The 21,781-nt window shown below is 65.5% G+C and carries 20 protein-coding genes; 5 read left to right on the top strand and 15 right to left on the bottom strand.

The genetic code is table 11. From position 1 onward, the window contains the following. Window positions 1–129 precede the first annotated feature (129 nt). Entirely contained in the window at window positions 130–840 is a 711-nt protein-coding gene (locus tag L6D89_RS09290) for a Dps family protein (RefSeq protein ID WP_236174218.1), read from the top strand. Between the two features lie 129 nt (window positions 841–969). On the opposite strand, the gene L6D89_RS09295 is transcribed toward L6D89_RS09290, so the two are convergent. Both L6D89_RS09295 and L6D89_RS09300 read right to left on the bottom strand, forming a co-directional pair. Next, window positions 970–1,770, bottom strand: a complete 801-nt coding sequence (locus L6D89_RS09295; protein WP_236199454.1) for a PA3715 family protein — start codon at window positions 1,768–1,770, stop codon at window positions 970–972. A gap of 26 nt (window positions 1,771–1,796) precedes the next feature. Further along, the gene (locus L6D89_RS09300; RefSeq protein WP_236199455.1) at window positions 1,797–3,032 is read right to left on the bottom strand and encodes a dienelactone hydrolase family protein; all 1,236 of its coding nucleotides are present in this window, start codon (window positions 3,030–3,032) and stop codon (window positions 1,797–1,799) included. Between the two features lie 157 nt (window positions 3,033–3,189). Between L6D89_RS09300 and L6D89_RS09305 the strand changes: the two genes are divergently transcribed. Further along, window positions 3,190–3,933, top strand: coding sequence for an energy transducer TonB (locus tag L6D89_RS09305; protein ID WP_236199456.1), 744 nt, complete (start codon window positions 3,190–3,192; stop codon window positions 3,931–3,933). 36 nt (window positions 3,934–3,969) lie between these two features. Then, entirely contained in the window at window positions 3,970–4,512 is a 543-nt protein-coding gene (locus L6D89_RS09310; RefSeq protein ID WP_236199457.1) for a hydrolase, read from the top strand. Between the two features lie 6 nt (window positions 4,513–4,518). Here the strand turns inward: L6D89_RS09310 and L6D89_RS09315 are convergent, their stop codons facing one another. Beyond that, window positions 4,519–5,409: a LysR family transcriptional regulator gene (locus L6D89_RS09315; RefSeq protein WP_236199458.1), complete on the bottom strand. Its 891-nt coding sequence runs from the start codon at window positions 5,407–5,409 to the stop codon at window positions 4,519–4,521. A 158-nt stretch (window positions 5,410–5,567) separates the two neighbouring features. On the opposite strand from L6D89_RS09315, the gene L6D89_RS09320 reads away from it, so the two are divergent. Next, window positions 5,568–7,091 (top strand): MFS transporter, encoded by a 1,524-nt coding sequence (locus L6D89_RS09320; protein WP_236199459.1) that lies wholly within the window; start codon window positions 5,568–5,570, stop codon window positions 7,089–7,091. A 62-nt stretch (window positions 7,092–7,153) separates the two neighbouring features. Here L6D89_RS09320 and rlmF read toward each other — a convergent pair whose 3' ends face one another. The 5 genes from rlmF to L6D89_RS09345 all read right to left on the bottom strand — a co-directional run bounded on the left by rlmF (window position 7,154) and on the right by L6D89_RS09345 (window position 12,740). Beyond that, on the bottom strand, window positions 7,154–8,170 hold the full coding sequence (rlmF, locus tag L6D89_RS09325; RefSeq protein ID WP_236174211.1) for a 23S rRNA (adenine(1618)-N(6))-methyltransferase RlmF: 1,017 nt from the start codon (window positions 8,168–8,170) through the stop codon (window positions 7,154–7,156). A 52-nt stretch (window positions 8,171–8,222) separates the two neighbouring features. After that, window positions 8,223–8,801, bottom strand: a complete 579-nt coding sequence (locus tag L6D89_RS09330) for a VTT domain-containing protein (protein ID WP_236199460.1) — start codon at window positions 8,799–8,801, stop codon at window positions 8,223–8,225. A gap of 10 nt (window positions 8,802–8,811) precedes the next feature. After that, window positions 8,812–9,108, bottom strand: coding sequence for a winged helix-turn-helix domain-containing protein (locus L6D89_RS09335; RefSeq protein ID WP_236199461.1), 297 nt, complete (start codon window positions 9,106–9,108; stop codon window positions 8,812–8,814). 32 nt (window positions 9,109–9,140) lie between these two features. Continuing rightward, entirely contained in the window at window positions 9,141–10,970 is a 1,830-nt protein-coding gene (locus L6D89_RS09340; protein ID WP_236199462.1) for an SLC13 family permease, read from the bottom strand. Between the two features lie 114 nt (window positions 10,971–11,084). Then, window positions 11,085–12,740, bottom strand: a complete 1,656-nt coding sequence (locus tag L6D89_RS09345; RefSeq protein WP_236199463.1) for a thiamine pyrophosphate-binding protein — start codon at window positions 12,738–12,740, stop codon at window positions 11,085–11,087. 224 nt (window positions 12,741–12,964) lie between these two features. Here L6D89_RS09345 and L6D89_RS09350 point away from each other — a divergent pair, with 224 nt between their 5' ends. Continuing rightward, window positions 12,965–14,869 (top strand): M14 family metallopeptidase, encoded by a 1,905-nt coding sequence (locus L6D89_RS09350; protein WP_236199464.1) that lies wholly within the window; start codon window positions 12,965–12,967, stop codon window positions 14,867–14,869. Window positions 14,870–14,957: 88 nt separating this feature from the next. Here L6D89_RS09350 and L6D89_RS09355 read toward each other — a convergent pair whose 3' ends face one another. The 7 genes from L6D89_RS09355 to L6D89_RS09385 all read right to left on the bottom strand — a co-directional run bounded on the left by L6D89_RS09355 (window position 14,958) and on the right by L6D89_RS09385 (window position 21,712). Further along, entirely contained in the window at window positions 14,958–15,311 is a 354-nt protein-coding gene (locus L6D89_RS09355) for a HepT-like ribonuclease domain-containing protein (RefSeq protein ID WP_236199465.1), read from the bottom strand. Beyond that, window positions 15,304–15,594, bottom strand: coding sequence for a nucleotidyltransferase family protein (locus L6D89_RS09360; RefSeq protein ID WP_236199466.1), 291 nt, complete (start codon window positions 15,592–15,594; stop codon window positions 15,304–15,306). Before L6D89_RS09360 ends, L6D89_RS09355 begins: the two co-directional genes overlap by 8 nt. Window positions 15,595–15,647: 53 nt before the next feature. Next, on the bottom strand, window positions 15,648–16,106 hold the full coding sequence (locus L6D89_RS09365; protein WP_236199467.1) for an SRPBCC family protein: 459 nt from the start codon (window positions 16,104–16,106) through the stop codon (window positions 15,648–15,650). Window positions 16,107–16,159: 53 nt separating this feature from the next. Next, on the bottom strand, window positions 16,160–19,174 hold the full coding sequence (locus tag L6D89_RS09370) for a valine--tRNA ligase (protein ID WP_236199468.1): 3,015 nt from the start codon (window positions 19,172–19,174) through the stop codon (window positions 16,160–16,162). A 205-nt stretch (window positions 19,175–19,379) separates the two neighbouring features. Then, complete coding sequence (locus L6D89_RS09375) at window positions 19,380–19,739, bottom strand: DNA polymerase III subunit chi (RefSeq protein WP_236199469.1); 360 nt, start codon at window positions 19,737–19,739, stop codon at window positions 19,380–19,382. A 19-nt stretch (window positions 19,740–19,758) separates the two neighbouring features. Then, entirely contained in the window at window positions 19,759–20,187 is a 429-nt protein-coding gene (locus L6D89_RS09380) for a DNA polymerase III subunit chi (protein ID WP_236199470.1), read from the bottom strand. A gap of 34 nt (window positions 20,188–20,221) precedes the next feature. Continuing rightward, a complete protein-coding gene (locus tag L6D89_RS09385; protein WP_236199471.1) occupies window positions 20,222–21,712 on the bottom strand; it encodes a leucyl aminopeptidase in 1,491 nt (496 codons plus the stop codon). Window positions 21,713–21,781 lie beyond the last annotated feature (69 nt).

Here is a 21,781-nt window from a genome sequence, read left to right on the forward strand (position 1 = left end):
CGCGAGCACAGCACGGCTGTCAACTTGCAATCGACGCCAGGCGAGATAGGCTCAAGACCGCGTAAGTCAGCCGCTCCTGCCTGGGTCGGCATCCACAGGTATCGTGATCTTTCGTAGAGGTGATTGGTGATGAAGAAATCCGCATCGGCTCCGAAGAAACCCGCAGCGGCCAAACCCGCCGCGAAGCCGGCTGCGAAAGCGGCCAGTAAACCTGCCGCAAAACCCGCCGCTGCCAAGCCGGCCGCCAAGCCCGCTGCCAGCAAACCCGCTGCCGCGAAGACGGCTGCTGCCAAGCCCGCCGCTGCAAAACCGGCTGCTGCCAAGGCCGTCCCGCGCCGTGCGCCCGCGCTGGCCACGCCGTCTGACCTGAGCAAGAACGCCACCCGCGATCTGTCCGCGGCGCTCAATCGCCTGCTGGCGGATGTCTTCGCGCTGTACCTGAAGACCAAGAACTTCCACTGGCACGTGAGCGGTCCGCACTTCCGCGACTACCACCTGCTGTTGGATGACCACGCCACCGAAATCTTCGCGATGACCGACGCGATTGCCGAGCGCAACCGCAAGATCGGCGGCAACACCATCCGCTCCATCGGCCACATTTCGCGGCTCAAGCGCATCCTCGACAACGATGCCGAATTCGTTCAGCCGCTGGATATGCTGGCCGAGCTGCAGGAGGACAACAAATCGCTGACCTCCTACATGCGCGAGGTCCATGACCTGTGCGACGAGTACCACGACATCGCCACCGCCAGCCTGATCGAGAACTGGATCGACGAAACCGAGCAGCGCACCTGGTTCCTCTTCGAGACCAGCCGCCGCGGTGACAACACAGGGCATTGATCGGTACGACAAGAAAGACCAAGGCCGCCTTCGGGCGGCCTTGTCTTTGGTAGGAGCGAGCTTGCTCGCGAACCGATCCACATCGGGCTCACCGGCTGGATAGTTCGCGAGCAAGCTCGCTCCTACAGTTCAGGGATGGCTCTGCCAGAAGGTCGAGAACTCCTCGAAGGGGTAGCGCGTGCCGTCGTAGCTAACGGTCTTGCGGACTGTCCTCGAAGCGCCGACATTCTCGCCCGCCGATTCGCGCTGCACCTTCGCACCGATGATCAGGTCGGCAAAGCCGTGATGGATTTCCGGGCCCATCGACAGGGTGAGTTGTGAGCGCTCGATCAGCGTGTTCCCATCGCTGCAGGTCTGGCCTTCGAGTGTCGTCCATTGCCGCAGGTAGGTGCGGAACACCTCCTTGAGTTGGTCGCCCTGCGGCGCGTAGAGGCTGAAGTCGTCGTAGGACCAGGCATCCGGGCAGCTCGCGCCGCGCGCCACGCTGGCGATGATCAGGCCGAAGCCGCGCACATCCGGCGCCAGGCGATAGCGGGCGGTGTCGAGCCACAGGCTGGAGCGATCGATCTCCACCATGGCGTCCTCGCCGATGCTGTCGTCGACGCGCGTCACCAGCTTGCCGCTGGCCGTGTCGAACTGGCCGACCAGCAGGTTCAGGTTGCGCTCGCCGGGCTCGGTTTTGTCGTCCGCCGCACTGTAGGCGACAGCAACGACCTGCAACTGCGGATCATCCGGCCAGGGTTTGCACGCGGCGGCCACCACTGGCGTGGCCGCAGCGGACTCCGGCGCCTGCCAGCCCTGCTGGCCGAGCAGCCCGGCGAGGGTCTGCAGGGTGGCGTCAGCGCAGGGTTGTGCGGTGCGTTCCGCCGCACCGGCGCTGCCGGCAAGTACCAGCAGCGCGGCGCAGGTCCATTTCCCTATGGGGTACATCGATGACTCCTTGTGCGGTCGGAGGATCAGCGACCTTCGCTGTCCTTCCACTTGTTCATCAGGGTATTGGAAACCAGGCTCTCGTCGAGCAGCTTCTTCGCCGTCTCCACGCCGGCCACCGGCAGCCCGGCAGGGTCGAGCAGGCCGATCTGCACCAGCACGCTGGCCTGGTCCCAGTGGATGTGCTCGTGGCACAGCTTGTCGCCGCGGAAGCGGATCACCCCGAGCATGGGGATCTCCACGTACTTGCCGGTGGGCGCTACGCCGGGGAGCATCCAGTCGATTTCGCTGGAGTGGGTGAAGCACATGACGAACTCGTCCACCACCTGCAGCGCGCCGACAGTGCGGGAGATCGGCACCAGCTTCATGTCCGGCGGATTGCCGTGGACGAAGTGGTTGCGATAGAAGCGCGCCAGTTCGTCCTGGCCGACGCCGCCAGTCATGGTCGGGATGTGGTTGACGTAAGGCTGGGCGACCATGGTCGCCATGGTGGCGGGCACGTCGCGGGCGGCGAATTCGTGATGGATGTGATCTTCCCACAGCTGCGACAGGTCGAAGTCCGGGCCGATCTCGCGCTTGAGTGCGCCGATGCTGCGCTCGTGGGCCATCAGTGCAGCGGGCTTGTCGAAGTGCATGCCGTTGGGACGGGCGAAGGCATGGTCGACGCCGGGGTAGCTATAGACCTCCGCCTTCGGCAGCTTGCCGAGCACCTCGCCGATCGCGGCGCGGGCGTTGGCATCGCAGTACACGTCCTGCTCGGCGAAGTGCAGTACCAGGCGGCCACGGATGTTCGGTGCTTCGTCGAGCATCTGCTCGATACCCATGCCGTAGTAGCCCACCGAGCAGGCCGCGTCGGTGCGTGCGGCGGTGAGGTAGGCCAGCTTGCCGCCCAGGCAGAAGCCGACGTAGCCGATGCCACGGTCTTCCACTGCCGGCAGGGCGCGCAGGGCGTCCATGGAGGCGGCGATGTCGTCTACGCCCTTGTCCACGTCAAAGCGCTGGAACAGGCCGATCGCCTGGCCGAACTCGGCTTCGCTGTAGCCCAGCTCCAGGTTCGGCTGCAGGCGCCAGAACAGGTCGGGCACCAGGGCGACGTAACCTTCCTCGGCGTAGCTGTCGGCGATGCTGCGCATGTTGGCGTTGACGCCGAAGATCTCCTGGCCGATCACCACGCCGGGGCCGCGCCCGCTGGCCGGTACCGCGAGATAACCGCTGAAGCTGCCACTGCCGTCACGCGCGGCGATGCTGATGCTCTTGCCCATGTTCCCTGTCTCCCAGGCTCGTTGTGGTGGTGTTCTGGCGCCGCATAGGGTGCGTGCTTGAGCGGCGCCTGCCAAGAGGGCCTGAAGCTTGTGAGGGAAAGTAGCGCAGCGCTACCATCACGCCCCCCATGGAAAAGGAGCTTCGGGATTGGATCGCATGGAGAAGACAAAGGGTATCGCGCGCATCAGTCTGCTGCTGGCACTGGCGGCATTGGCGGCATTGGCGGCATGCAGCAGCGTCAAGGAGGACGAGGCGCCACGACTCGTAGCACGATACATGGCTCCTCCGGAGTATCCGCAGGAGTTCCGGCCTCTTGGCATCGATGGCTCGGTGAAGTCCACTTTCGATATCGAGGCCAGCGGCAAGGTCTCCAACGTGCAGATCGTCGAGTCGACCAATCCCGCGCTGGCCGACGCCGTGCGCGAACGCCTGGCCCAGTGGCAGTTCGAACCTTGGAAACCGACTGACACCCATCCGGCGCCGCAGAAGGTCATCAAGACCTTCAATTTCAAACAGGTCGAAGCCGGCACGCCCATGCTGGGGGCGGACAAGTCGGCGGACGAAAACGAAGCGAAGCCTGGCGAGGGGCTGGCGAACACGATTCGCGACCTGCTCGCCCAGCCGTGCAGTGCGATCAGCAGCCAGTATGCCGATTTCCACAAAGCCTACCCTGATCGTCCCCTGGACCAGTTGCCGAGCTTTCGCATGACCAGTGGCGCGCTGTTCCTCGTCCAGCTCAGTGGCAAGCTGGATGTCGAGAAGAACCTCCAGGTCGGCAAGCTCTTCGATGCCGCTTTGCCCAATGTACTGGAGCGATGCCAGCAGCAGCCGGAGGCAGTTTACTCGGACGTCCTGTTTGATGAGATGCGCCGCGCGCGTGTTGACAGCGCCCGCTCCTGAGTCGACAAACAGGGTTGGACCTATAGGAGCCAAACCATGTTGATGCGCGCTCAAACTTCCTCCCTGCTGATCATCGACATCCAGGAACGCCTGTTCCCGGCCATTCACGACAACGAGGCGGTGCTGGAACACGGCGCCTGGCTGCTGGCGATCGCGCGCCGGCTGGGGGTGCCGGTGCTGGCCACCGAGCAGTACCCGAAGGGGCTCGGGCCGACGCTGCCGGCGCTGCGCGGCGAGCTGGGCGAAGGCGAGGTGCTGGAGAAGATCGCCTTCTCCGCCGTTACTGACGCGGGCCTGCTGCAGATGCCCGGCGGCGATCGCAGGCAGTTCGTGGTGTGCGGCACCGAGGCCCATGTCTGCGTGCTGCAGACGGTCCTCGGCCTGTTGGCGGAGGATCGCGAAGTGTTCGTGGTGGAAGAGGCGGTCGGCTCGCGTCGTCCGCAGGACAAGGCACTGGCACTGGAGCGCATGCGTCAGGCCGGCGCGGTGATCGTCTCGCGGGAGATGGTCGCCTTCGAGTGGATGGAGCGTGCGGGGACAGAAGTCTTCCGTGAGATCAGCAGGCAGTTCATTCGCTGAGCTGCCTCAGCGCGTGACGAACAGCCGGTCGCCGAGGAAGTCGAGGAACACCCGCAGCTTCAGCGGCATGCGCCGCCTCGCCGGCCACAGTGCATGGAAGCTGCCCTGGTGCGCGGTGTGCTCCGCCAGCACCTGCACCAGCCGGCCTTCGCTCAGCGCGCTGCGCACCGCGAAGTCGGGCAGGCAGGCGATGCCCATGCACTGGCTGGCGACGTTGATCAGCATGTCGGCGGTATTGCAGATCAGCCCGCCGTCCAGGCGCGGCTCCGGTTCCCCTGGCTGCAGGTGCAGTGGCCAGCGCTGCACCAGGCCGCTGCTCGGGTAGCGATAGTGCAGGCACAGATGCTGGTTGAGGTCCGCCGGTCGACGCGGCGTGCCGTATTGGCGCAGGTAGCCCGGCGCCGCCACCAGCAGCAGGCTGAAGTCGCCCAGCTTGCGCGCCTTGAGCCGCGAGTCGCGCAGCTCGCCGCCGCGCACCACGAGATCGAAGCCCTCCTCGATGACGTCTACCAGCCGATCGGTGAAGTCGATGTCCAGTTGGATGCGCGGGTAGCAGCGAAGGAACTCCGGCAGCACCTGCGGCAACAGCCCGGCCACCAGCGGCATGCTGACCTTAAGCCGGCCGCGAGCCTGCTGGGTGGACAGCGCCAGCTCCTGCTCTGCGGCTTCCAGTTCGTCGAGGATGCGCCGGCAGCGCTCGAGGAACAGCTGGCCTTCGTTGGACAGGCTCAAGCTGCGCGTACTGCGGTGGAACAGGCGCACGCCCAGGCGCTCTTCCAGACGCGCAATGCTCTTGCCCACCGCCGAAGCGGAAAGCCCGAGCAGGCGGGCGGCCTGGGCAAAGCTCAGGGAGTCGGCGACCTGGAGGAACACGCGCAGGCCGTTGAGGCTGTCCATGTGAATGTATCCGTGTGGGCAGGCGGCCATTGTGCCGCTTGGCAGGGTATGAATTGCGGACAGAGGTGTCCGTTATGTTCGGAATCCTAGCCTGTTTTTCCGCAATGCCGGGTTGTTTAGCTTTCGCCGGGTCTTCCACGGAATATTGCGGACCCACCATGAGCCCTTCCCACGACACTCCTGATAACCGGCCCGAGGCCTCGCGCTGGCTGCTGTTGCTCGCCGCCAGCCTGACGGCTGTGCTGATTCCCCTGTGCTTCACCGGCCCGGCCGTGGTGCTGCCGGCCATCGCTCATGAACTGGGCGGTTCGGCGGTGGCGCTGAGCTGGATCGTCAACGGCTACGTGCTGGCCTACGGTGCGGCGATGATGGCGGCGGGCAGCCTGGCCGACGTCTATGGCCGCAAGCGCATCTGGCTGGTCGGCCTGGCGTTGTTCTGCGCGACCACCCTGGCAATTCCGCTGGCCGGCTCGGTGGCGGCCATCGACGTGCTGCGCCTGCTGCAAGGTGCGGGTGGTTCGGCGGCCTTCGCCGCTGCCATGGCAGCCCTGGCGCAGGAGTTCGACGGGCCGATCCGCACACGGGTCTTCAGCCTGCTGGGAACGACCTTCGGTGTTGGCCTGGCCTTCGGCCCTTTGCTGGCCGGCTGGCTCACCGACGGGCCGGGCTGGCGCTGGGTGTTCCTGGTGCCGGCGGTCTGTGCGCTGGCTTCGGTGCCGGTGGTCGTCTACTTCTGCCGCGAGACCCGCGACCCGCAGGCGCGCGGGCTGGACTGGCCCGGCGCGCTGAGCTTCACCGCCGCGCTGAGCCTGTTCACCTACGGCCTGTTGCTGGCGCCGGAACAGGGCTGGAGCAGCGCTCCGGTGATCGTCACGCTGGTAGCCAGTACCGTGCTCCTGGCGGCATTCATCGTCATCGAAGGTCGCGTCGAGCGCCCATTGCTGGACCTCTCACTGTTCAGCCAATGGCGTTTCGTCGGTGTGCAACTGCTGGGCGCGTCGCCGGCTTTCGCCTACGTGGTGCTGATCGTGCTGTTGCCGGGGCGTTTCATCGGCGTCGAGGGCCAGGGCGCCCTGCAGGCCGGCTGGACCATGCTGGCGCTGTCCGCGCCGCTGCTGCTGGTGCCCTTCCTGGCAGCGCTGCTGGCGAAGCATTTCAGCGCGGGCAGCCTCTCGGCGAGCGGGTTGCTGATCGTCGCGGGCGGGCTGCTCTGGCTGGCGCACAACCTGGCGGGAGGCGTTGCGCCGGATGCGCCGCTGCTGATGATCGGCATCGGTATCGGCCTGCCCTGGGGGCTGATGGACGGGCTGGCGGTGAGCGTCGTCGAGCGCGAGCGCGCGGGCATGGCGACCGGCATCTTCAACACGGTGCGGGTGTCTGCTGATGCGGTGGCCATCGCGGTGGTCGGCGCCTTGCTGGCAACCTTGATCGCAACGCAGCTGGCGCCGCTGGGACTGGCCCCGGCGGAGCGCCTGGTAAGCGCCAACCAGTTGGCCATCGGCAACCTGGCGGCGGTGGTCGAGCAACTGCCGCAAGTGCCCGTGGAGCAGTTGCGCGGCGATTACGTGGCGGTTTTCAGCCGGGTGCTGGAGCTGCTGGCGGGCGTGACCCTGGTGGTCGCCGGGCTGGTGTTCGTGCTGCTGGGGCGGGAACGAGCGCCGGTGCTCGCCGCCGAGGCGTAGGGCGAATAGGCGCTTGCGGTTATCCGCCGTGCTCCGGTTGACGGCGGATAACGCGTGCCGCGTTATGCGCCCTGCGGCGAGGTTCGACGGTGCTCGGGCTCGAGGAAGGTCCAGGCGACGAAGCGGCTCTGCTTCTGGCCCTGGGCCATGTCCACAGTACGGATGCTGATGGCGCCGGCCTTCTTCAGGGCGCGACGGAAGTCGTCGAGGTTGCCGGCCTTGGAGACCAGTGAGCTGAACCAGCGCACTTGCTGGCCGACTTCCGCGCTTTCCGCCGCCAGTTTGCGCAGGAAGGCGATTTCACCGCCTTCGCACCACAGCTCGTTGCTCTGTCCGCCGAAGTTCAGCTTGGGCAACTGGCGCGATGGGTCGAGCTTGCCGAGGTTCTTCCACTTGCGCCGGCTGCCGCTGCTGGCCTCGTCGGGGGAGGCGTGGAAGGGCGGGTTGCACAGGGTCGCATCGAAGCGCTCATCGGCGCCGAGCAGGCCACGGAAGATGTGCCGGGGATCGTGCTGCTGGCGCAGTTCGATGGCCTCGTTGAGCCCCGGGTTGCCGTTGACGATGGCGTGGGCCGAGGCCAGGGCGGCGGGCTCGATGTCCGAGCCGAGGAAGCGCCAGGCGTAATCGCGGTGGCCGATCAGCGGGTAGATGCAGTTGGCGCCGACGCCGATGTCCAGCACACGTACCCCCGGCCCGCGCGGCACGCTGCCGCCGTTGTCCTCGGCGAGCAGGTCGGCGAGGTAGTGCACGTAGTCGGCGCGACCAGGAATCGGTGGGCAGAGGAAGCCGGCGGGAATATCCCACTGGCCGATGCCGTAGTGCGCCTTGAGCAGCGCACGGTTGAATACGCGCACGGCCTCGGGGTTGGCGAAGTCGATACTCGGCTTGCCGTACGGATTGGTGATGACGAAACGACCCAGCTCCGGGCAGCCCTCGATCAGCGCCGGGAAGTCGTAATGCCCCTGGTGCCGGTTGCGCGGGTGCAGCAGATTCGGCCGCTTGGCGGCAGGGTCGCGCAGGGCTTGGGCGGGTTTCGCCGGCGTGGCGGGGCGTTTCGGCGGTTTCGATGGTTTCGGCATGAGGGCGCGCGGGGCAGGAAAGCGGTGGGCGATTTTCCCACAGTTGAGCGCTTCAGCCGAGCAGCACGTTACCCAGGCGGTCGAACAGCAGGCAGCACAGCAGCAGCGGAATCGGCAGGCCGAGCGCAGTGCCGAGCATGTACGGCCAGAAGCCGATGCCCGAGAGCGCCAGGCTGTAGTTCAGCGTCGGCGAGGTGATGAATGCCTGGCGCAGGAGGAACACGCTGCTCGCCGGGCGCTGGTCGAGGTGGCTGAATACCGCGCGGGTCAGTTTGTTGTTCAGCAGGCGCAGGCCATTGCCGCCGACGGCGCGTACCACCAGGAAGGTGAAGCCGCAGGAAAATACCGCCGCACAGTAGGTGATCAGCCCACCCCACAGCTTACCCATGGCCAGCACTGCGGCGGCGAGGAACAGCAGGCCGGGAATGTGCAGCAGGTTGCCCAGGGCGAACAGGCCGGCGAACAGCAGCAGACCGCGCAGGCGATTGTCGGTCAGCTCGGCGCGCAGGTAGTCGAGGCTGAACTCCTCGTGCAGGCCGCTGGCGCGGTAGAGCAGGAGCAGCACCAGGGCGAAAGCCAGCAGCAGGATCAGTCGGCGATAGCGCCAGAGGATGGGGGGAACGGCAAGCATGCTGGCGGGCTCAGGGGTACTGCAGGATGTCCTTGATCTTCGACAGGTGCGCGGCAATCCAGCGCGGATCGATGGCGCCCCAGTCGCGGATGCGGTAGTGGCCGGCGTTGTTGCGCTCGCCGTCGTGCTGCTCGAAGGCGCAGTCGATGTCCAGGTCGGCCAGCGCGGCCAGGGTGTCCTGGGCGGTGCGCCGGGGCATGCCGGTGGCTTCCATCAGCGCCGGTACGCTGGTGGCGGTGCCGCTGTCGATCAGCCAGGCGACGTAGAGGCGGCGGTAGAAACTGCTTTTGGTCTTGCTCACTTCCATCGAGAGGTTTCCTTGATGACCTTGGTGGACGGCTACAGCGGCAGCAGCCAGGGTACCAGCACAACGCTGACGATCATCACCAGAATCGTGAAGGGTACGCCAACCTTGACGAAGTCGGCGAAACGATAACGTCCCGGGCCCAGTACCAGGGTGTTCACCGGCGAGGAGATCGGTGTCATGAAGGCGGCCGACGCAGCCAGCGCGACGATCATCGCGAAGGCTTCGGGGGAGGCGCCCAGGGCCTTGGCCGTGGCAATGGCGACCGGTGCCATGAGTACGGCGGTGGCGGTATTGGAAATGAACAGGCCGATCACCGCCGTGAGCACGAACAGGCTGGCGAGAATGGCATAGGGCCCGGCGCCGCCGAGGGCGCTGACCAGCCCGTGCACCGCCAGGTTGATGCCGCCGGTTTTCTGCAGCGCCAGGGCGAAGGGCAGCATGCCGACGATCAGCAGCAGGCTCTGCCAGTGAATGGCGCGGTAGGCGCTGTCCATGTCGATGCAGCGGAACGAGCCCATCAGCAGGCAGGCGATCAGCGCGGCCATGACGTTGGGCACCAGCCCACTGACCATCAGGATCACCATGACCGCCAGGCTGAACAGCGCGTGGGGTGCCTGGCTGGCGGCGGGAGCGGCTTCATCGACCTCGGCGGGCAGGCTGAGCACCAAGAAGTCGCGGGCGCGCGCCTGCAGATGGCGAATCTCCTTCCAGCCGCCAATCACCAGCAGGGTGTCGCCGACCTTCAGCTTGGCGTCCAGCAGGCCTTCGACCATTGCCTCGCGGTTGCGTCGCAGGCCCACCACGTTGAGGCCGAACTGGCTGCGGAACTCCAGGTCCAGCACGCTCTTGCCCAGCAATACCGACTCCGGCGGCAGGGTCACTTCGGCCATGCCGACTTCGTGGGCGCGCTCGGTGAAGTAGTCGCCCTGCAGGCTCAGCGGCTCCAGGCCGAATTCGTGGTACATGCCCAGCAGGTCGCTGCGGTCGCCGTAGATATCCACCAGCAATACGTCGCCGGCATGCAGCACGATGTTGGCGCCGGGGCTGAGGATCTTCAGGCGGAAATGCACCATGCGCTCGATCGCCACCACGTTGGTGCCGGCGCGGGCGCGCAGTTCGATGTCGCCCAGGCTCATGCCCACCAGCTGCGAGTCGGGGCGGATGCGCAGGCGGCGCTCGCGGCCGGCCAACTGGTAGTCGCGGATCAGGTCGCTCAGGGTGCGGCGCTTGACGCTCTGCTTGTCGTCGCCATCGTCGTCGCCCAGCCAGCGCCGCGCCACCAGCATGTAGCCGACGCCGAGCACCAGCACGACGAGACCGAATGGCGTGAAGCTGAAGAAACCGAAACCCTTCGAGCCTTCGCGCACCAGTTCGCTGTGCACCACCACGTTGGGCGCGGTGGCGACCAGCGTGAGCATGCCGCTGATCAGCCCGGCGAAGCTCAGCGGCATCATCAGCCGGCGCGGCGACAAGTGCAGGCGCGCGGCGATGCTCAGCACCACGGGAATGAAGATGGCGACCACGCCGGTGGAACTCATCACCGAGCCAAGCCCGGCCACGGCCAGCATCAGCAGCACCAGCAGGCGCGTCTCGCTGGCGCCGGCGCGGCGGGTCAGCCATTCGCCGATGCGATAGGCCACGCCCGTGCGCACCAGGCCCTCGCCGATAACGAACAGCGCGGCGATCAGGATGACGTTGGGATCGGCAAAGCCGGCCAGCGATTCCTGCACGCTGAGCACGCCCGACAGCGGCAGGGCGACCATCACCAGCAGGGCGACGACGTCCATGCGCGGGCGGTTGACGACGAACAACCCGACCGCGGTGGCGAGCAGGACGAGGACCCAGATCAGTTGCAGACTCATGCGCTTCCCTAGCGATTGTTCGGCGCGCCATTGTGCCCGGTGCGACGGGCACGGTGCGTTGATCCGATGCAGCTTAGCGAAGCGTGACGCCCCGCGCGCGGGGCGTGTGCGGAGTCATGGCAGGCGCGAAACCGGGGTGATCTGCCTTGGGTCGGTGCGCAACTCGATCAGCGCCGGCCTGCCGCTGGCCTGGGCGCGCTGGAAGGCGGCGGGAAAGTCCTCGCTGTGCTCGACCAGCTCGCCGTGGGCGCCGAAGGCCCGGGCGAGGGCGACGAAGTCCGGGTTACGCAGTTGCGTAGCGCTGATGCGGCCGGGGTATTCGCGTTCCTGGTGCATGCGGATGGTGCCGAGCATGCCGTTGTTGACCACGATGACGGTCAGCGCCGCACCGTACTGCACCGCGGTGGCCAGTTCCTGCGGATACATCATGAAGCAGCCGTCGCCGGCGAAGCACACCACACTGCGTTGCGGATCACGCAGCTTGGCGGCGATGGCGGCGGGGAAGCCGTAGCCCATGGCGCCATTGGTGGGGGCCAATTGGCTGCGTGGCGTGCGGTAGCGGTAGAAGCGATGCACCCAGACGGCGTAATTGCCCGCGCCGTTGCTGATCGCCGCATCGTCCGGCAGCGTTTCGTTGAGGTACTGGATGACCTGGGCAAGGTCGACGCCCTGCACGGGCTCGGTGGGCTGCGGTGGCCTGATGTAGCTTAGGTAGTCGGTGCGGGCGGCGGCGGTCCACTCCGCCCAGGGTGTTTCGGCGAAGGGCGCGAGGCCGGCCAGGGCGGCGGCGATCTCCGGCATGCCGGCCTCGATCATCTGGTCGGCCTGGTAGACGCGGCCCAGTTCGCTGGCATCGGCGTACACGTGGATCATGCTCTGCAGTGGGCGAGGGCTCTGGATGAGGCTGTAGCCGGCACTGGGTGTTTCGCTCAGGCGCGAACCGAGCACCAGCAGCAGGTCGGCTTCCTGCACCCGTGCGCTGAGCTTGGGCGAGGTGCCGAAGCCAAGCTGGCCGGCGTACTGTTCGTCGCGGTTGTCGATCAGGTCCTGGCGGCGGAACGAGGCTACCAGTGGCAGGCAGTTGTCCCGGGCGAATGCTCGCACCTGCTCGCAGGCGGCGTGGGTCCAGCCGGTGCCGCCGACGATCAGCAGCGGGCGCCTGGCCTGGGCCAGGCGCTCACGCAGTTCGGCCAGCGCGCTGGCGCCGGGAGTCGCACGGCTGATCGCGGTCGGCGCGACGTCAGCGACCTGCGCCGAGCCGAACAGCACCTCCTCCGGCAAGCCGATCACCACCGGCCCTGGCCGCCCGGATTGGGCGACGCGGAAGGCACGGGCGACGATTTCGGGAATGCGGCGGATGTCGTCAATCTCTGTGGCCCACTTGGCCAGGCCGCCGAACATCTGCCGGTAGTCCACCTCCTGGAAGGCCTCGCGGCCCTTGAACGCGCTCTCCACCTGGCCGATGAAGAGGATCATCGGCGTCGAGTCCTGCATCGCCGTGTGCACGCCGTTGGCCGCGTGGGTCGCGCCTGGCCCGCGGGTGACGAAGCAGATACCCGGGCGGCCGGTGAGCTTGCCGTAGGCGTCGGCCATGTTCGAGGCGGCGCCTTCGTGGCGGGTGACGATGGTCTGGATATCGGTCGCGTCGTGCAGCGCATCGAGCACCGGCAGGTAGCTTTCGCCTGGGATGCAGTAGACGCTGTCCACCGCGTGGTGCAGCAGGGCATCGACGAGGATCTGGCCGCCATTGCGGGCCGGGAGGTCGGACATGGGAATCGGGTTCCTGAATGGGCAGGGGTGCGCTGATCTTCGGTGAACTGCCGGGGTGATCCAAGCGAGCATTCTTCGCAAGGTCATTCCCTCATGGAATGCACAGGCCGCCCCAGAGCGGCCGCGGCGACGAACCGCGCTGGCATTTTCCGCCAGTTGTCTATGGTTGATGCACGGACGCACCGGCGTCCGCAGGATGTTTTGCTGCAAAAGGAGAGCCTCCCATGCACCACCTCTCGTCCCGAGCCTTGCTCGCCGGCCTGTTCACCACCGCCAGCCTGCCCCTGTGTGCCGCCCTGCCTTCGGCGCCGGGGTATGTCGATGACAGCGGTTACAGCGCCGCGGCCAAGACCCGTATCCTCCCCGCGATGTTCGAGCAGAAGCTCGCCAGTACGAAATACATTGCCAAGGCGGACAACCCGCTGATCACCCTGGCCGAATCCAGCGGCTTCAAGGAAACCTCCGATTACCACCAGACCCGCGCCTGGCTGCAGAAGCTGGCCGATGCCTCCGGGGGCGCCATCAGCCTCAGCGACCTGCCGGAGAACAGCGCCACCGGCGAGCCGATGCTGCTGGTCACCGCCAGCCGCGAGGCGGACAAGTCGGCGGCGGGGCTGAACAAATCCGGCAAGCCGACCATTTTCGTCGAGGCGGAAATCCACCCCGGCGAAGCCAATGGCAAGGACGCCATGTTCATGCTGCTGCGCGACATGACCACCGGCGACAAGCCGCTGGCCGGTCTGCTGGACAAGGTCAACATCCTCTTCATTCCCACCGTGAACATTGACGGCGACTTGCGCCGCAGCCCCTACGGGCGGATCAACCAGAACGGCCCGGAAGTCACCGGCTGGCGGGTCAACGGCCTGAACTACAACCTCAACCGCGACTTCACCAAGCTCGACAGCGCGGAAATCCGCAACGTCGCCGCGGTGTTCAACCAGTACGACCTGAGCTTCTTTGCCGACACCCACTCCACCGATGGCGCCATGTACCCCTACGACAGCTCCTATTGCCACAACGGCAACGGTTGGTCGCCGGCTTCCAGCGAGTGGATGGACAAGGTCATGCGCCCGCCGGTGTACAAGGAGCTGGAGGGCGACGGCCACGTGGTCCACGAGTGCATCAGCTTCAATGACAACCAGGACCCGACCAAGGGTTACTACCCCTATCGCACCGACCTGGCGCGGTTCTCCAACCAGTACGGCGACATCCGCAACGTGCCCTCGATCCTCATCGAACAGCACGCGCTGCATCCCTATGAAACCCAGGTACTGGGCAACTACGTGATGCTCAAGGCGATGTTCCAGGTGATCGGCGACAACGCCGAATCGCTCAAGCAGGCCATCGCCAAGGACCGCGAGCGCCTGGCCGCGCAGAAAGAGGTGACCCTCACCTGGAAGCCCGGCAAGGAACAGCACACGCCGTTCATCGTGGGTGACTACCGCTACGAGGAGTCACCGATCACCGGGAAGAAGACCATCGTCTGGAGCAACAAGCCCAAGCAGCTCAACGTGCCGATCAGCGACAACTCGGTGCCGGACCTGGTGGTGAAGCGGCCGAAGCAGTATGTGGTGCCGGTGCAGTGGAGCGAGGTGATCGCGCGCCTGAAGTCCCATGGCGTCCAGATGAAGACCCTGGACAAGGCCACGCCGATCGAGGTGACCCTGTTCCGCATGGACGACATCAAGCTGGCCGGCGGCTTCGAGCCCGACCGCGCCGCCGCCAACGAGATTCCCGGCTACGAGGGGCACCTGCTGGTGAGTGGCAGCGGTAAGCCGTTCCAGCGCCTGCAGACCTATCCGGCCGGTTCGGTGGTGATCGATACCGACCAGCCGCTGGGTGTGCTGGCGGTCAACCTGCTGACGGCGGAAAGCCCGGACTCGTTCTGGTCCTGGGGCTTCTTCAACTCGACCCTGGTGGTGGCCGAGGAGCCGGAGGAGTACGTGATGGAGCCGATGGCGCGGAAGATGCTCGCCGAGGATCCGAAGCTGAAGGCCGAGTTCGAGAAGAAGCTCAAGGACGACAAGGCCTTCGCCAAGGACGCCCAGGCCCGCCTGCAGTGGTTCTACCAGCGCACGCCGTTCTATGACGTGAATGCCTACGTGTACCCGGTAGGGACGGTGTACTGACGATACCTGTAGGAGCGAGCTTGCTCGCGAACGCTCTTGCCCGGCGGTTTGGGCGGTTCGCGAGCAGGCTTGCTCATCCAATGCTGGCTCAAGGCTGTCGCTGGCGTAGCTCCTGCAACTGCACCAGCAGCTTCGGAACTTCGTCGCGGATGATGCTCCACAGGGTATCGTTGTCGATACCCAGATACCCGTGTATCAGGCGATTGCGAGTGGCGACCAGCATGCGCCACGGCACTTGCTGATTTGCCTGGCGTACTTCTTCGGGTATGCGGGTTGCTGCTTCGCCGATTATTTCCAGATTGCGTACCGTTGCGTCATAGACCAGCGAGTTGTCGCTGAATGCTAGTTGGTCCAGTCCTGCACAGTACGCGAGCACTTTTTCCGAGCAGCCAATCATGTCGTCGAGGTAAAAGTACCAGACCCTCTCCGGCCGCTCAGACATTCATCGCCTCCGCCTCGATAAAAGGCTTCAGTTCCGGACGCAGGGCCTTTTCAGTCACCAGGTCGACGCTGCTGCCCAATAGGTCTTCGAGGTAGAACTGCACGCCAAAGTATCTTTCCGAGGTGGCGGGACCATCGAAGGCCACCAGAATATCCACATCACTGTCCGGCCTTGCATCATCGCGCACAGTGGAACCGAACAAGGCCAATCGTACGACGCCAAAGCGTTTCCCCAGCTCTGGCTTGCACTTTTCCAGCAGATTCAGGGTGCGGTCACGGTTCATTAGGCTTTTGCGTATGTGGATGTTGCTCTGAAGGTAGCATAGCCCTTTGCTTTTCAGGGCAGACGGTTGGCCCGGCGGCGCAGGGAGCGGTGCCGGCTGGCGAAGAAGAGGCGCAGGAAGCCTTTCACCACGGGGGCGGCGAAGATCGGCTCGACGGTGAGCTGGTCGACTACCCGCGTACCCTGCGCACAAGGCTCCAGCGTGCGCTCGTGGCGCCACAGGCGCATGCCGGTCATGGGCGATTCCTCGATGAAGCCTTCACCGCTGCGCAGTTCGCGCAAGGTCAGGTGCGAGGTGCCCAGGGGGATCACGCCCAGCAGCCAGAGCCAACTGGTGAACAGCGGTTTGCCGGGCTCAATCTGCAGGTCTTCGAGGTTGTTGATGCCACGGGGGATGCTCATCCACAGCAGCGGGCGCATCTCGTCCCGCAAGCAGCGCACGTCGGTGATCCAGCGCCAGGCCAGTTCGGAGTCGGCGCGGAGGATGGATTCGAAGCGCAGCGAGATGGTCATTCTCTATCCCTGAAAAGCAAAAGGCCCGCACGCGGCGGGCCTTTCGGTAGCACTTACAGACTGGCGATCTTCTCGCGCTGCTGAACCAGGTTGGTCACGGCCTGTTCGGCCTCGGCCAGCTTGGCGCGTTCCTTCTCGATCACTTCCGGCGGGGCTTTGGCGACGAAGCCTTCGTTGGACAGCTTGCCGCCCACGCGTTTGACTTCGCCTTCCAGGCGCTGGATTTCCTTGTCCAGGCGCGCCATTTCGGCAGCCTTGTCGATCAGCCCGGCCATCGGTACCAGCACCTGCAGGTCGCCGACCAGCGCGGTGGCGGACATCGGCGGTTCTTCGCCTTCGTCCAGCACGCGGATGGTTTCGAGCTTGGCCAGCTTCATCAGCAGCGGCTCGTTGTCGGCGAGGCGACGGTGATCTTCGGGCGATGCGTTGTTCAGCACCAGGTCGATGCGCTTGGCCATGGAGATGTTCATCTCGCCACGGATCTGGCGGATGCCCAGCATCAGCGCCTTGACCCACTCGATGTCGCCTTCGGCGGCGGCGTCGATCTTCGTCTCGTCGGCGATCGGCCAGGGTTGCAGCATCAGGGTGTCACCGGATTTGCCGGCGGCGGTCTTGATGCGCTGCCAGATTTCCTCGGTGATGAACGGCATGAACGGGTGCGCCAGGCGCAGTGCGGTTTCCAGCACGCGCGCCAGGGTGCGACGGGTGCCGCGCTGGCGCTCGATCGGGGCGTTCTCGTCCCACAGCACCGGCTTGACCAGTTCCAGGTACCAGGCGCAGTACTCGTCCCAGATGAACTCGTAGAGGGCCTGGGTGGCGAGGTCGAAGCGGAAGGCGTCGAGCTGGCGCGCCACTTCGATCTCGGTGCGCTGCAGGGCGGAGATGATCCAGCGGTCCACCGAGGACAGCTCGACCGGCTCGCCATTCACGCCGGTGTCCTTGCCATCGGTGTTCTCGATGACGAAGTTGGCGGCGTTCCACAGCTTGTTGCAGAAGTTGCGGTAGCCCTCGACGCGACCCATGTCGAACTTGATGTCACGACCGGTGGAAGCCAGCGAGCAGAAGGTGAAGCGCAGGGCGTCGGTGCCGTAGCTAGCGATGCCTTCGGGGAACTCGGCCTTGGTCTGCTTGGCGATCTTCTCGGCGAGCTTGGGCTGCATCATGCCGCTGGTACGTTTCTCCAGCAGTTCGTCGAGGGTGATGCCGTCGACGATATCCAGCGGGTCGAGGACGTTGCCCTTGGACTTGGACATCTTCTGGCCCTGGCCGTCGCGCACCAGGCCGTGGACGTAGACGGTCTTGAACGGGATCTGCGCGGTGCCATCGCCATTCTTGATCAGGTGCATGGTCAGCATGATCATGCGCGCGACCCAGAAGAAGATGATGTCGAAGCCGGTCACCAGCACGTCGGTGGGGTGGAAGGTCTTCAGGTATTCGGTCTGTTCCGGCCAGCCGAGGGTGGAGAAGGTCCACAGGCCCGAGCTGAACCAGGTGTCGAGGACGTCTTCGTCCTGGCGCAGCTTTCCAATGCCTTGGCTGACGGCAATTGCCTCTATGACTGTCCAAGCGCTCTTGACCGTTTTTAGGTCCTCTTCTAGGACGGCCCCTTTGACCGCCTGGTCTTGGAAGTATTTGTGGTTATTACGATAATTTTCCCGGCTGTTAATAACGTCAACTGGGTTTTCTAAGCCGTGGGCTTTGAACAGCTGTACATACGCATCTTCTGCATTTCGAGCGACGTAGACGTTGCCGGCGTCGTCGTACCAGGCCGGGATGCGGTGGCCCCACCACAGCTGGCGGCTGATGCACCAGTCCTGGATATCGCGCATCCAGCTGAAGTACATGTTTTCGTACTGCTTGGGCACGAACTGAATGCGGCCGTCTTCCACGGCGGCAATGGCGGGTTCGGCCAGCGGCTTGGTGGAGACGTACCACTGGTCGGTCAGCCACGGTTCGATGACGGTGCCGGAGCGGTCGCCCTTGGGCACTTTCAGCGCGTGGTCGTCGATCTTCTCGAGCAGGCCGGCGGCTTCGAAGTCGGCGACGATCTGCTTGCGTGCGACGAAGCGGTCGAGGCCGGCATAGGCGGCGGGCAGGCTGGCGTCGAACTCGGCGTTGACGCTGCCGTCGAGCTGGAACACCTGGGCGGTGCCGAGCACGGCGGCGTTCTTGTCGAAGATGTTGATCAGCGGCAGGTTGTGGCGCTTGCCGACTTCATAGTCGTTGAAGTCGTGGGCCGGGGTGATCTTCACGCAGCCGGTGCCGAACTCGCGGTCGACGTAGTCGTCGGCGATGATCGGGATGCGCCGGCCCACCAGCGGCAGGTCGATGAAGGTGCCGATCAGGGCGGCGTAGCGCTCGTCTTCCGGGTGCACGGCGACCGCGCTGTCACCCAGCATGGTTTCCGGACGGGTGGTGGCGACGATCAGGTGGTCCTTGCCGTCGGCGGTCTGGTTGCCGTCGGCCAGCGGGTAGCGCAGGTGCCAGAGGTGGCCCTTCTCGTCGTGGTTCTCCACTTCCAGGTCGGAAATGGCGGTGTGGAACTTGGTGTCCCAGTTGACCAGGCGCTTGCCGCGGTAGATCAGGCCGTCCTCGTGCAGGCGCACGAAGGCTTCCTTGACCGCTTCGGAGAGGCCGTCGTCCATGGTGAAGCGCTCGCGCGACCAGTCCACGGAGGAGCCCAGGCGACGAATCTGGCGGGTGATGGTGCCGCCAGACTGGTCCTTCCATTCCCAGACCTTCTCCAGGAACTTCTCGCGGCCCAGGTCATGGCGGGCAATGCCCTGCGCGGCCAGCTGGCGCTCCACCACCATCTGTGTGGCTATGCCGGCGTGGTCGGTACCCGGCTGCCACAGGGTGTTGCGGCCCTGCATGCGGCGGTAGCGGATCAGCGCGTCCATGATGGCGTTGTTGAAGCCGTGACCCATGTGCAGGCTGCCGGTGACGTTCGGCGGCGGAATCATGATGGTGTACGGCTCGCCGGAACCTTGCGGGGCGAAGTAGTTCTCTTTCTCCCACAGGGGATACCAGTGGGATTCGATGGCGTGGGGCTGGTAGGTCTTGTCCATGAGCGCGGCGGGACCCTGATAAGGCTAGACGGAAAACCGCTGAGTATAACGGGAGGCAGGGCGCTCAGGCCACCGGCGTGGTTTTGCCCCTTGGCCGATGGGGGCTGTAGGAGCGAGCTTGCTCGCGAACGCTCTTCTGCAAGCTCGCAGTGGCGATGGTTCGCGAGCAAGCTCGCTCCTACAGAAAACGGAATGGCGCGGGGTGTCAGGGCTTGCGCTGAGCCAGCAGGCGCTGCATCCGCGCTTCCAGGCGGCGCTGCAGTTCGGCTTCGATCTGCGGGGCGAAGTCGTCGATCACATCCTGCAGGATCAACTGGGCCGCCGCGCGCAGCTCCAGGTCCAGGCGGTTCAGCTCGCTGGTCGCGGTCGCGGCGGGTAGGGCAGTGGAGGGTTCCTGCGCCAGGGGCGCGGGCGTGACGACGTCGGAGAGCAGCGGAATGTTGTCCGGCTCGAAGGATTCGGTGAGCAGGGGCGGCTCGGCCCCCGTCTCGTCCAGCAGGTCCTGGATCTTCTTCAGGTCTTCCAGCAGGTGGTCGGGGTCGTGCGGGGGCTTACGGCTGTCCATGGTCTTGGCGGGTGCGTTCTCAAGGGCGTGGCAGGCGGTGGTCCTGCAAAGGATAGCCCTGCTCGCGGTAACGGCGGAAATTCTCCCGCGCGGCCTGACGAATCGCCGGTTCCTCGATCACCAGTTCGGCGACCCGGTTGAAGCGGTCGACGAAGGCAGGAATGGCCAGGGTCAGGTTGATCAGCAGGTCCCGGTGGCTCTCCGGCGGCTCGCCCAGGGCCAGCACGATGGGCGAGTCGGCGTCTTCTTCCGCCGCGTTGTGTGGGATGAAGGTTTCCCCACGGAAGTTCCACAGCCGGGCATCCAGCGCATCGCGCTGGGCCTCGTCGCTGCACAGCACGAAGATGCGCATGCCTTGCCGCCAGGCCTTTTCGGCCAGGCGGCAGGCGATGGTCAGGCGTGCGTCGGGATCGGCGCTGGGAATGACGTAGAAATCCACACGCGTCATGCGTTCGATCCCATCGGCAGATTGCACTGTGCCATTACTTGGCGCGGTCCAGCAGGTACTGGGTCAGCAGCGGAACCGGGCGGCCAGTGGCGCCTTTGTCCTTGCCACCGCTGATCCAGGCGGTGCCGGCGATGTCCAGGTGCGCCCAGTGGAACTTCTTCGCGAAGCGCGACAGGAAGCAGCCGGCGGTGATGGTGCCGGCCTTCGGCCCGCCGATGTTGGCGATGTCGGCGAAGGGACTGTCGAGTTGCTCCTGGTACTCGTCGAACAGCGGCAGTTGCCATGCGCGGTCGTCGGCGACTTCGCCGGCCTTGAGCAGTTGCTTGATCAGCGCGTCGTTGTTACCCATCAGGCCCGAAGTATTGGAGCCCAGGGCGACGATGCAGGCGCCGGTCAGGGTGGCGATGTCCACCACGGATTGCGGCTTGAAGCGCTCGACGTAGGTCAGCGCGTCGCACAGCACCAGGCGGCCTTCGGCGTCGGTGTTTAGGATCTCGACGGTCTGCCCGCTCATGGTGGTGACGATGTCACCCGGACGGGTAGCGCCGCCGCTGGGCATGTTCTCGGCGCAGGCCATCACGCCGACCAGGTTGATCGGCAGCTGCAGCTCCAGCACGGCGCGGAAGGTGCCGAACACGGAGGCGGCGCCGCACATGTCGAACTTCATCTCGTCCATGCCCAGGCCGGGCTTGAGGCTGATGCCGCCGGTGTCGAAGGTGATGCCCTTGCCGACCAGGACGTGCGGGGCCTCGTCCTTCTTCTTCGCGCCGTTGTACTGCAGCACGATCAGGCGCGGCGGCTGGTCGCTGCCCTGGGCGACGGCGAGGAACGAGCCCATGCCCAGTTCACGGAGTTTCTTCTCGTCGAGGACTTCGACTTTCAGACCCTTATATTCCTTGCCCAGCGCCTTGGCCTGCTCGCCGAGGAAGGTCGGGTGGCAGAGGTTCGGCGGCAGGTTGCCCAGGTCGCGGGTCAGGGCCATGCCGTTGGCGATGGCCTGGGCTTCCTTGGCGCCCTGTTCGACGGCGGCGGCGTCGGCCTTGTCGGCGAGCAGGGTGATCTTCTTCAGCTTCGGCGCTTCGGCCTTCTGGCTCTTGAAGCGGTCGAAGACGTAGGTGCCGTCGGCCAGGGTTTCCACCTGCAGGCGGGCCTTGCCGTGGGCAGTGCGGCCTTTCACGGCCAGGTCGCCCAGGGCCAGGACGGCGTCGGCGCCACCGAGGTTCTTCAGATTGTTAAGGACGGCGGAAACCAGTTTGCGGTAGGCGCGGTCGGAGAGTTCGCGCTCTTTGCCGGCGCCGACCAGCAGGACGCGCTCGGCCTTAAGGTTGGGTAAATCTTGCAACAGTAGAGTCTGGCCCACCTTGCCTGCCAGATCGCCGCGCTTGAGCAGGTTGGCGATGGCACCGCCGGTGGCTTCGTCGACGGCCTTGGCGCTGGCGCCGAGCTTGCGGCCTTCGCCCACGGCGATGACCAGGGTGGCGGTCTTCAGGGTTTCCGGACGTACGCTTTTTACAAGGAATTCCATGGCTGAGTGTCCCCGGGACAAAGAGCAGAAGGGTCTGCGAATGAAGATGGACTGCGCAGTGACAGGCCT

The sequence above is a fragment of the Pseudomonas pseudonitroreducens genome (assembly GCF_021603645.1).
GTDB classification, from domain to species: domain Bacteria; phylum Pseudomonadota; class Gammaproteobacteria; order Pseudomonadales; family Pseudomonadaceae; genus Pseudomonas; species Pseudomonas pseudonitroreducens.

What these genes read in the sequence shown, in the direction of transcription:
- L6D89_RS09290 (WP_236174218.1), top strand. Translation starts at nt 130, where the DNA reads ATGAAGAAATCCGCATCGGCTCCGAAGAAACCCGCAGCGGCCAAACCC.
- L6D89_RS09295 (WP_236199454.1), bottom strand. Translation starts at nt 1,770, where the DNA reads ATGTACCCCATAGGGAAATGGACCTGCGCCGCGCTGCTGGTACTTGCC.
- L6D89_RS09300 (WP_236199455.1), bottom strand. Translation starts at nt 3,032, where the DNA reads ATGGGCAAGAGCATCAGCATCGCCGCGCGTGACGGCAGTGGCAGCTTC.
- L6D89_RS09305 (WP_236199456.1), top strand. Translation starts at nt 3,190, where the DNA reads ATGGAGAAGACAAAGGGTATCGCGCGCATCAGTCTGCTGCTGGCACTG.
- L6D89_RS09310 (WP_236199457.1), top strand. Translation starts at nt 3,970, where the DNA reads ATGTTGATGCGCGCTCAAACTTCCTCCCTGCTGATCATCGACATCCAG.
- L6D89_RS09315 (WP_236199458.1), bottom strand. Translation starts at nt 5,409, where the DNA reads ATGGACAGCCTCAACGGCCTGCGCGTGTTCCTCCAGGTCGCCGACTCC.
- L6D89_RS09320 (WP_236199459.1), top strand. Translation starts at nt 5,568, where the DNA reads ATGAGCCCTTCCCACGACACTCCTGATAACCGGCCCGAGGCCTCGCGC.
- rlmF (WP_236174211.1), bottom strand. Translation starts at nt 8,170, where the DNA reads ATGCCGAAACCATCGAAACCGCCGAAACGCCCCGCCACGCCGGCGAAA.
- L6D89_RS09330 (WP_236199460.1), bottom strand. Translation starts at nt 8,801, where the DNA reads ATGCTTGCCGTTCCCCCCATCCTCTGGCGCTATCGCCGACTGATCCTG.
- L6D89_RS09335 (WP_236199461.1), bottom strand. Translation starts at nt 9,108, where the DNA reads ATGGAAGTGAGCAAGACCAAAAGCAGTTTCTACCGCCGCCTCTACGTC.
- L6D89_RS09340 (WP_236199462.1), bottom strand. Translation starts at nt 10,970, where the DNA reads ATGAGTCTGCAACTGATCTGGGTCCTCGTCCTGCTCGCCACCGCGGTC.
- L6D89_RS09345 (WP_236199463.1), bottom strand. Translation starts at nt 12,740, where the DNA reads ATGTCCGACCTCCCGGCCCGCAATGGCGGCCAGATCCTCGTCGATGCC.
- L6D89_RS09350 (WP_236199464.1), top strand. Translation starts at nt 12,965, where the DNA reads ATGCACCACCTCTCGTCCCGAGCCTTGCTCGCCGGCCTGTTCACCACC.
- L6D89_RS09355 (WP_236199465.1), bottom strand. Translation starts at nt 15,311, where the DNA reads ATGTCTGAGCGGCCGGAGAGGGTCTGGTACTTTTACCTCGACGACATG.
- L6D89_RS09360 (WP_236199466.1), bottom strand. Translation starts at nt 15,594, where the DNA reads ATGAACCGTGACCGCACCCTGAATCTGCTGGAAAAGTGCAAGCCAGAG.
- L6D89_RS09365 (WP_236199467.1), bottom strand. Translation starts at nt 16,106, where the DNA reads ATGACCATCTCGCTGCGCTTCGAATCCATCCTCCGCGCCGACTCCGAA.
- L6D89_RS09370 (WP_236199468.1), bottom strand. Translation starts at nt 19,174, where the DNA reads ATGGACAAGACCTACCAGCCCCACGCCATCGAATCCCACTGGTATCCC.
- L6D89_RS09375 (WP_236199469.1), bottom strand. Translation starts at nt 19,739, where the DNA reads ATGGACAGCCGTAAGCCCCCGCACGACCCCGACCACCTGCTGGAAGAC.
- L6D89_RS09380 (WP_236199470.1), bottom strand. Translation starts at nt 20,187, where the DNA reads ATGACGCGTGTGGATTTCTACGTCATTCCCAGCGCCGATCCCGACGCA.
- L6D89_RS09385 (WP_236199471.1), bottom strand. Translation starts at nt 21,712, where the DNA reads ATGGAATTCCTTGTAAAAAGCGTACGTCCGGAAACCCTGAAGACCGCC.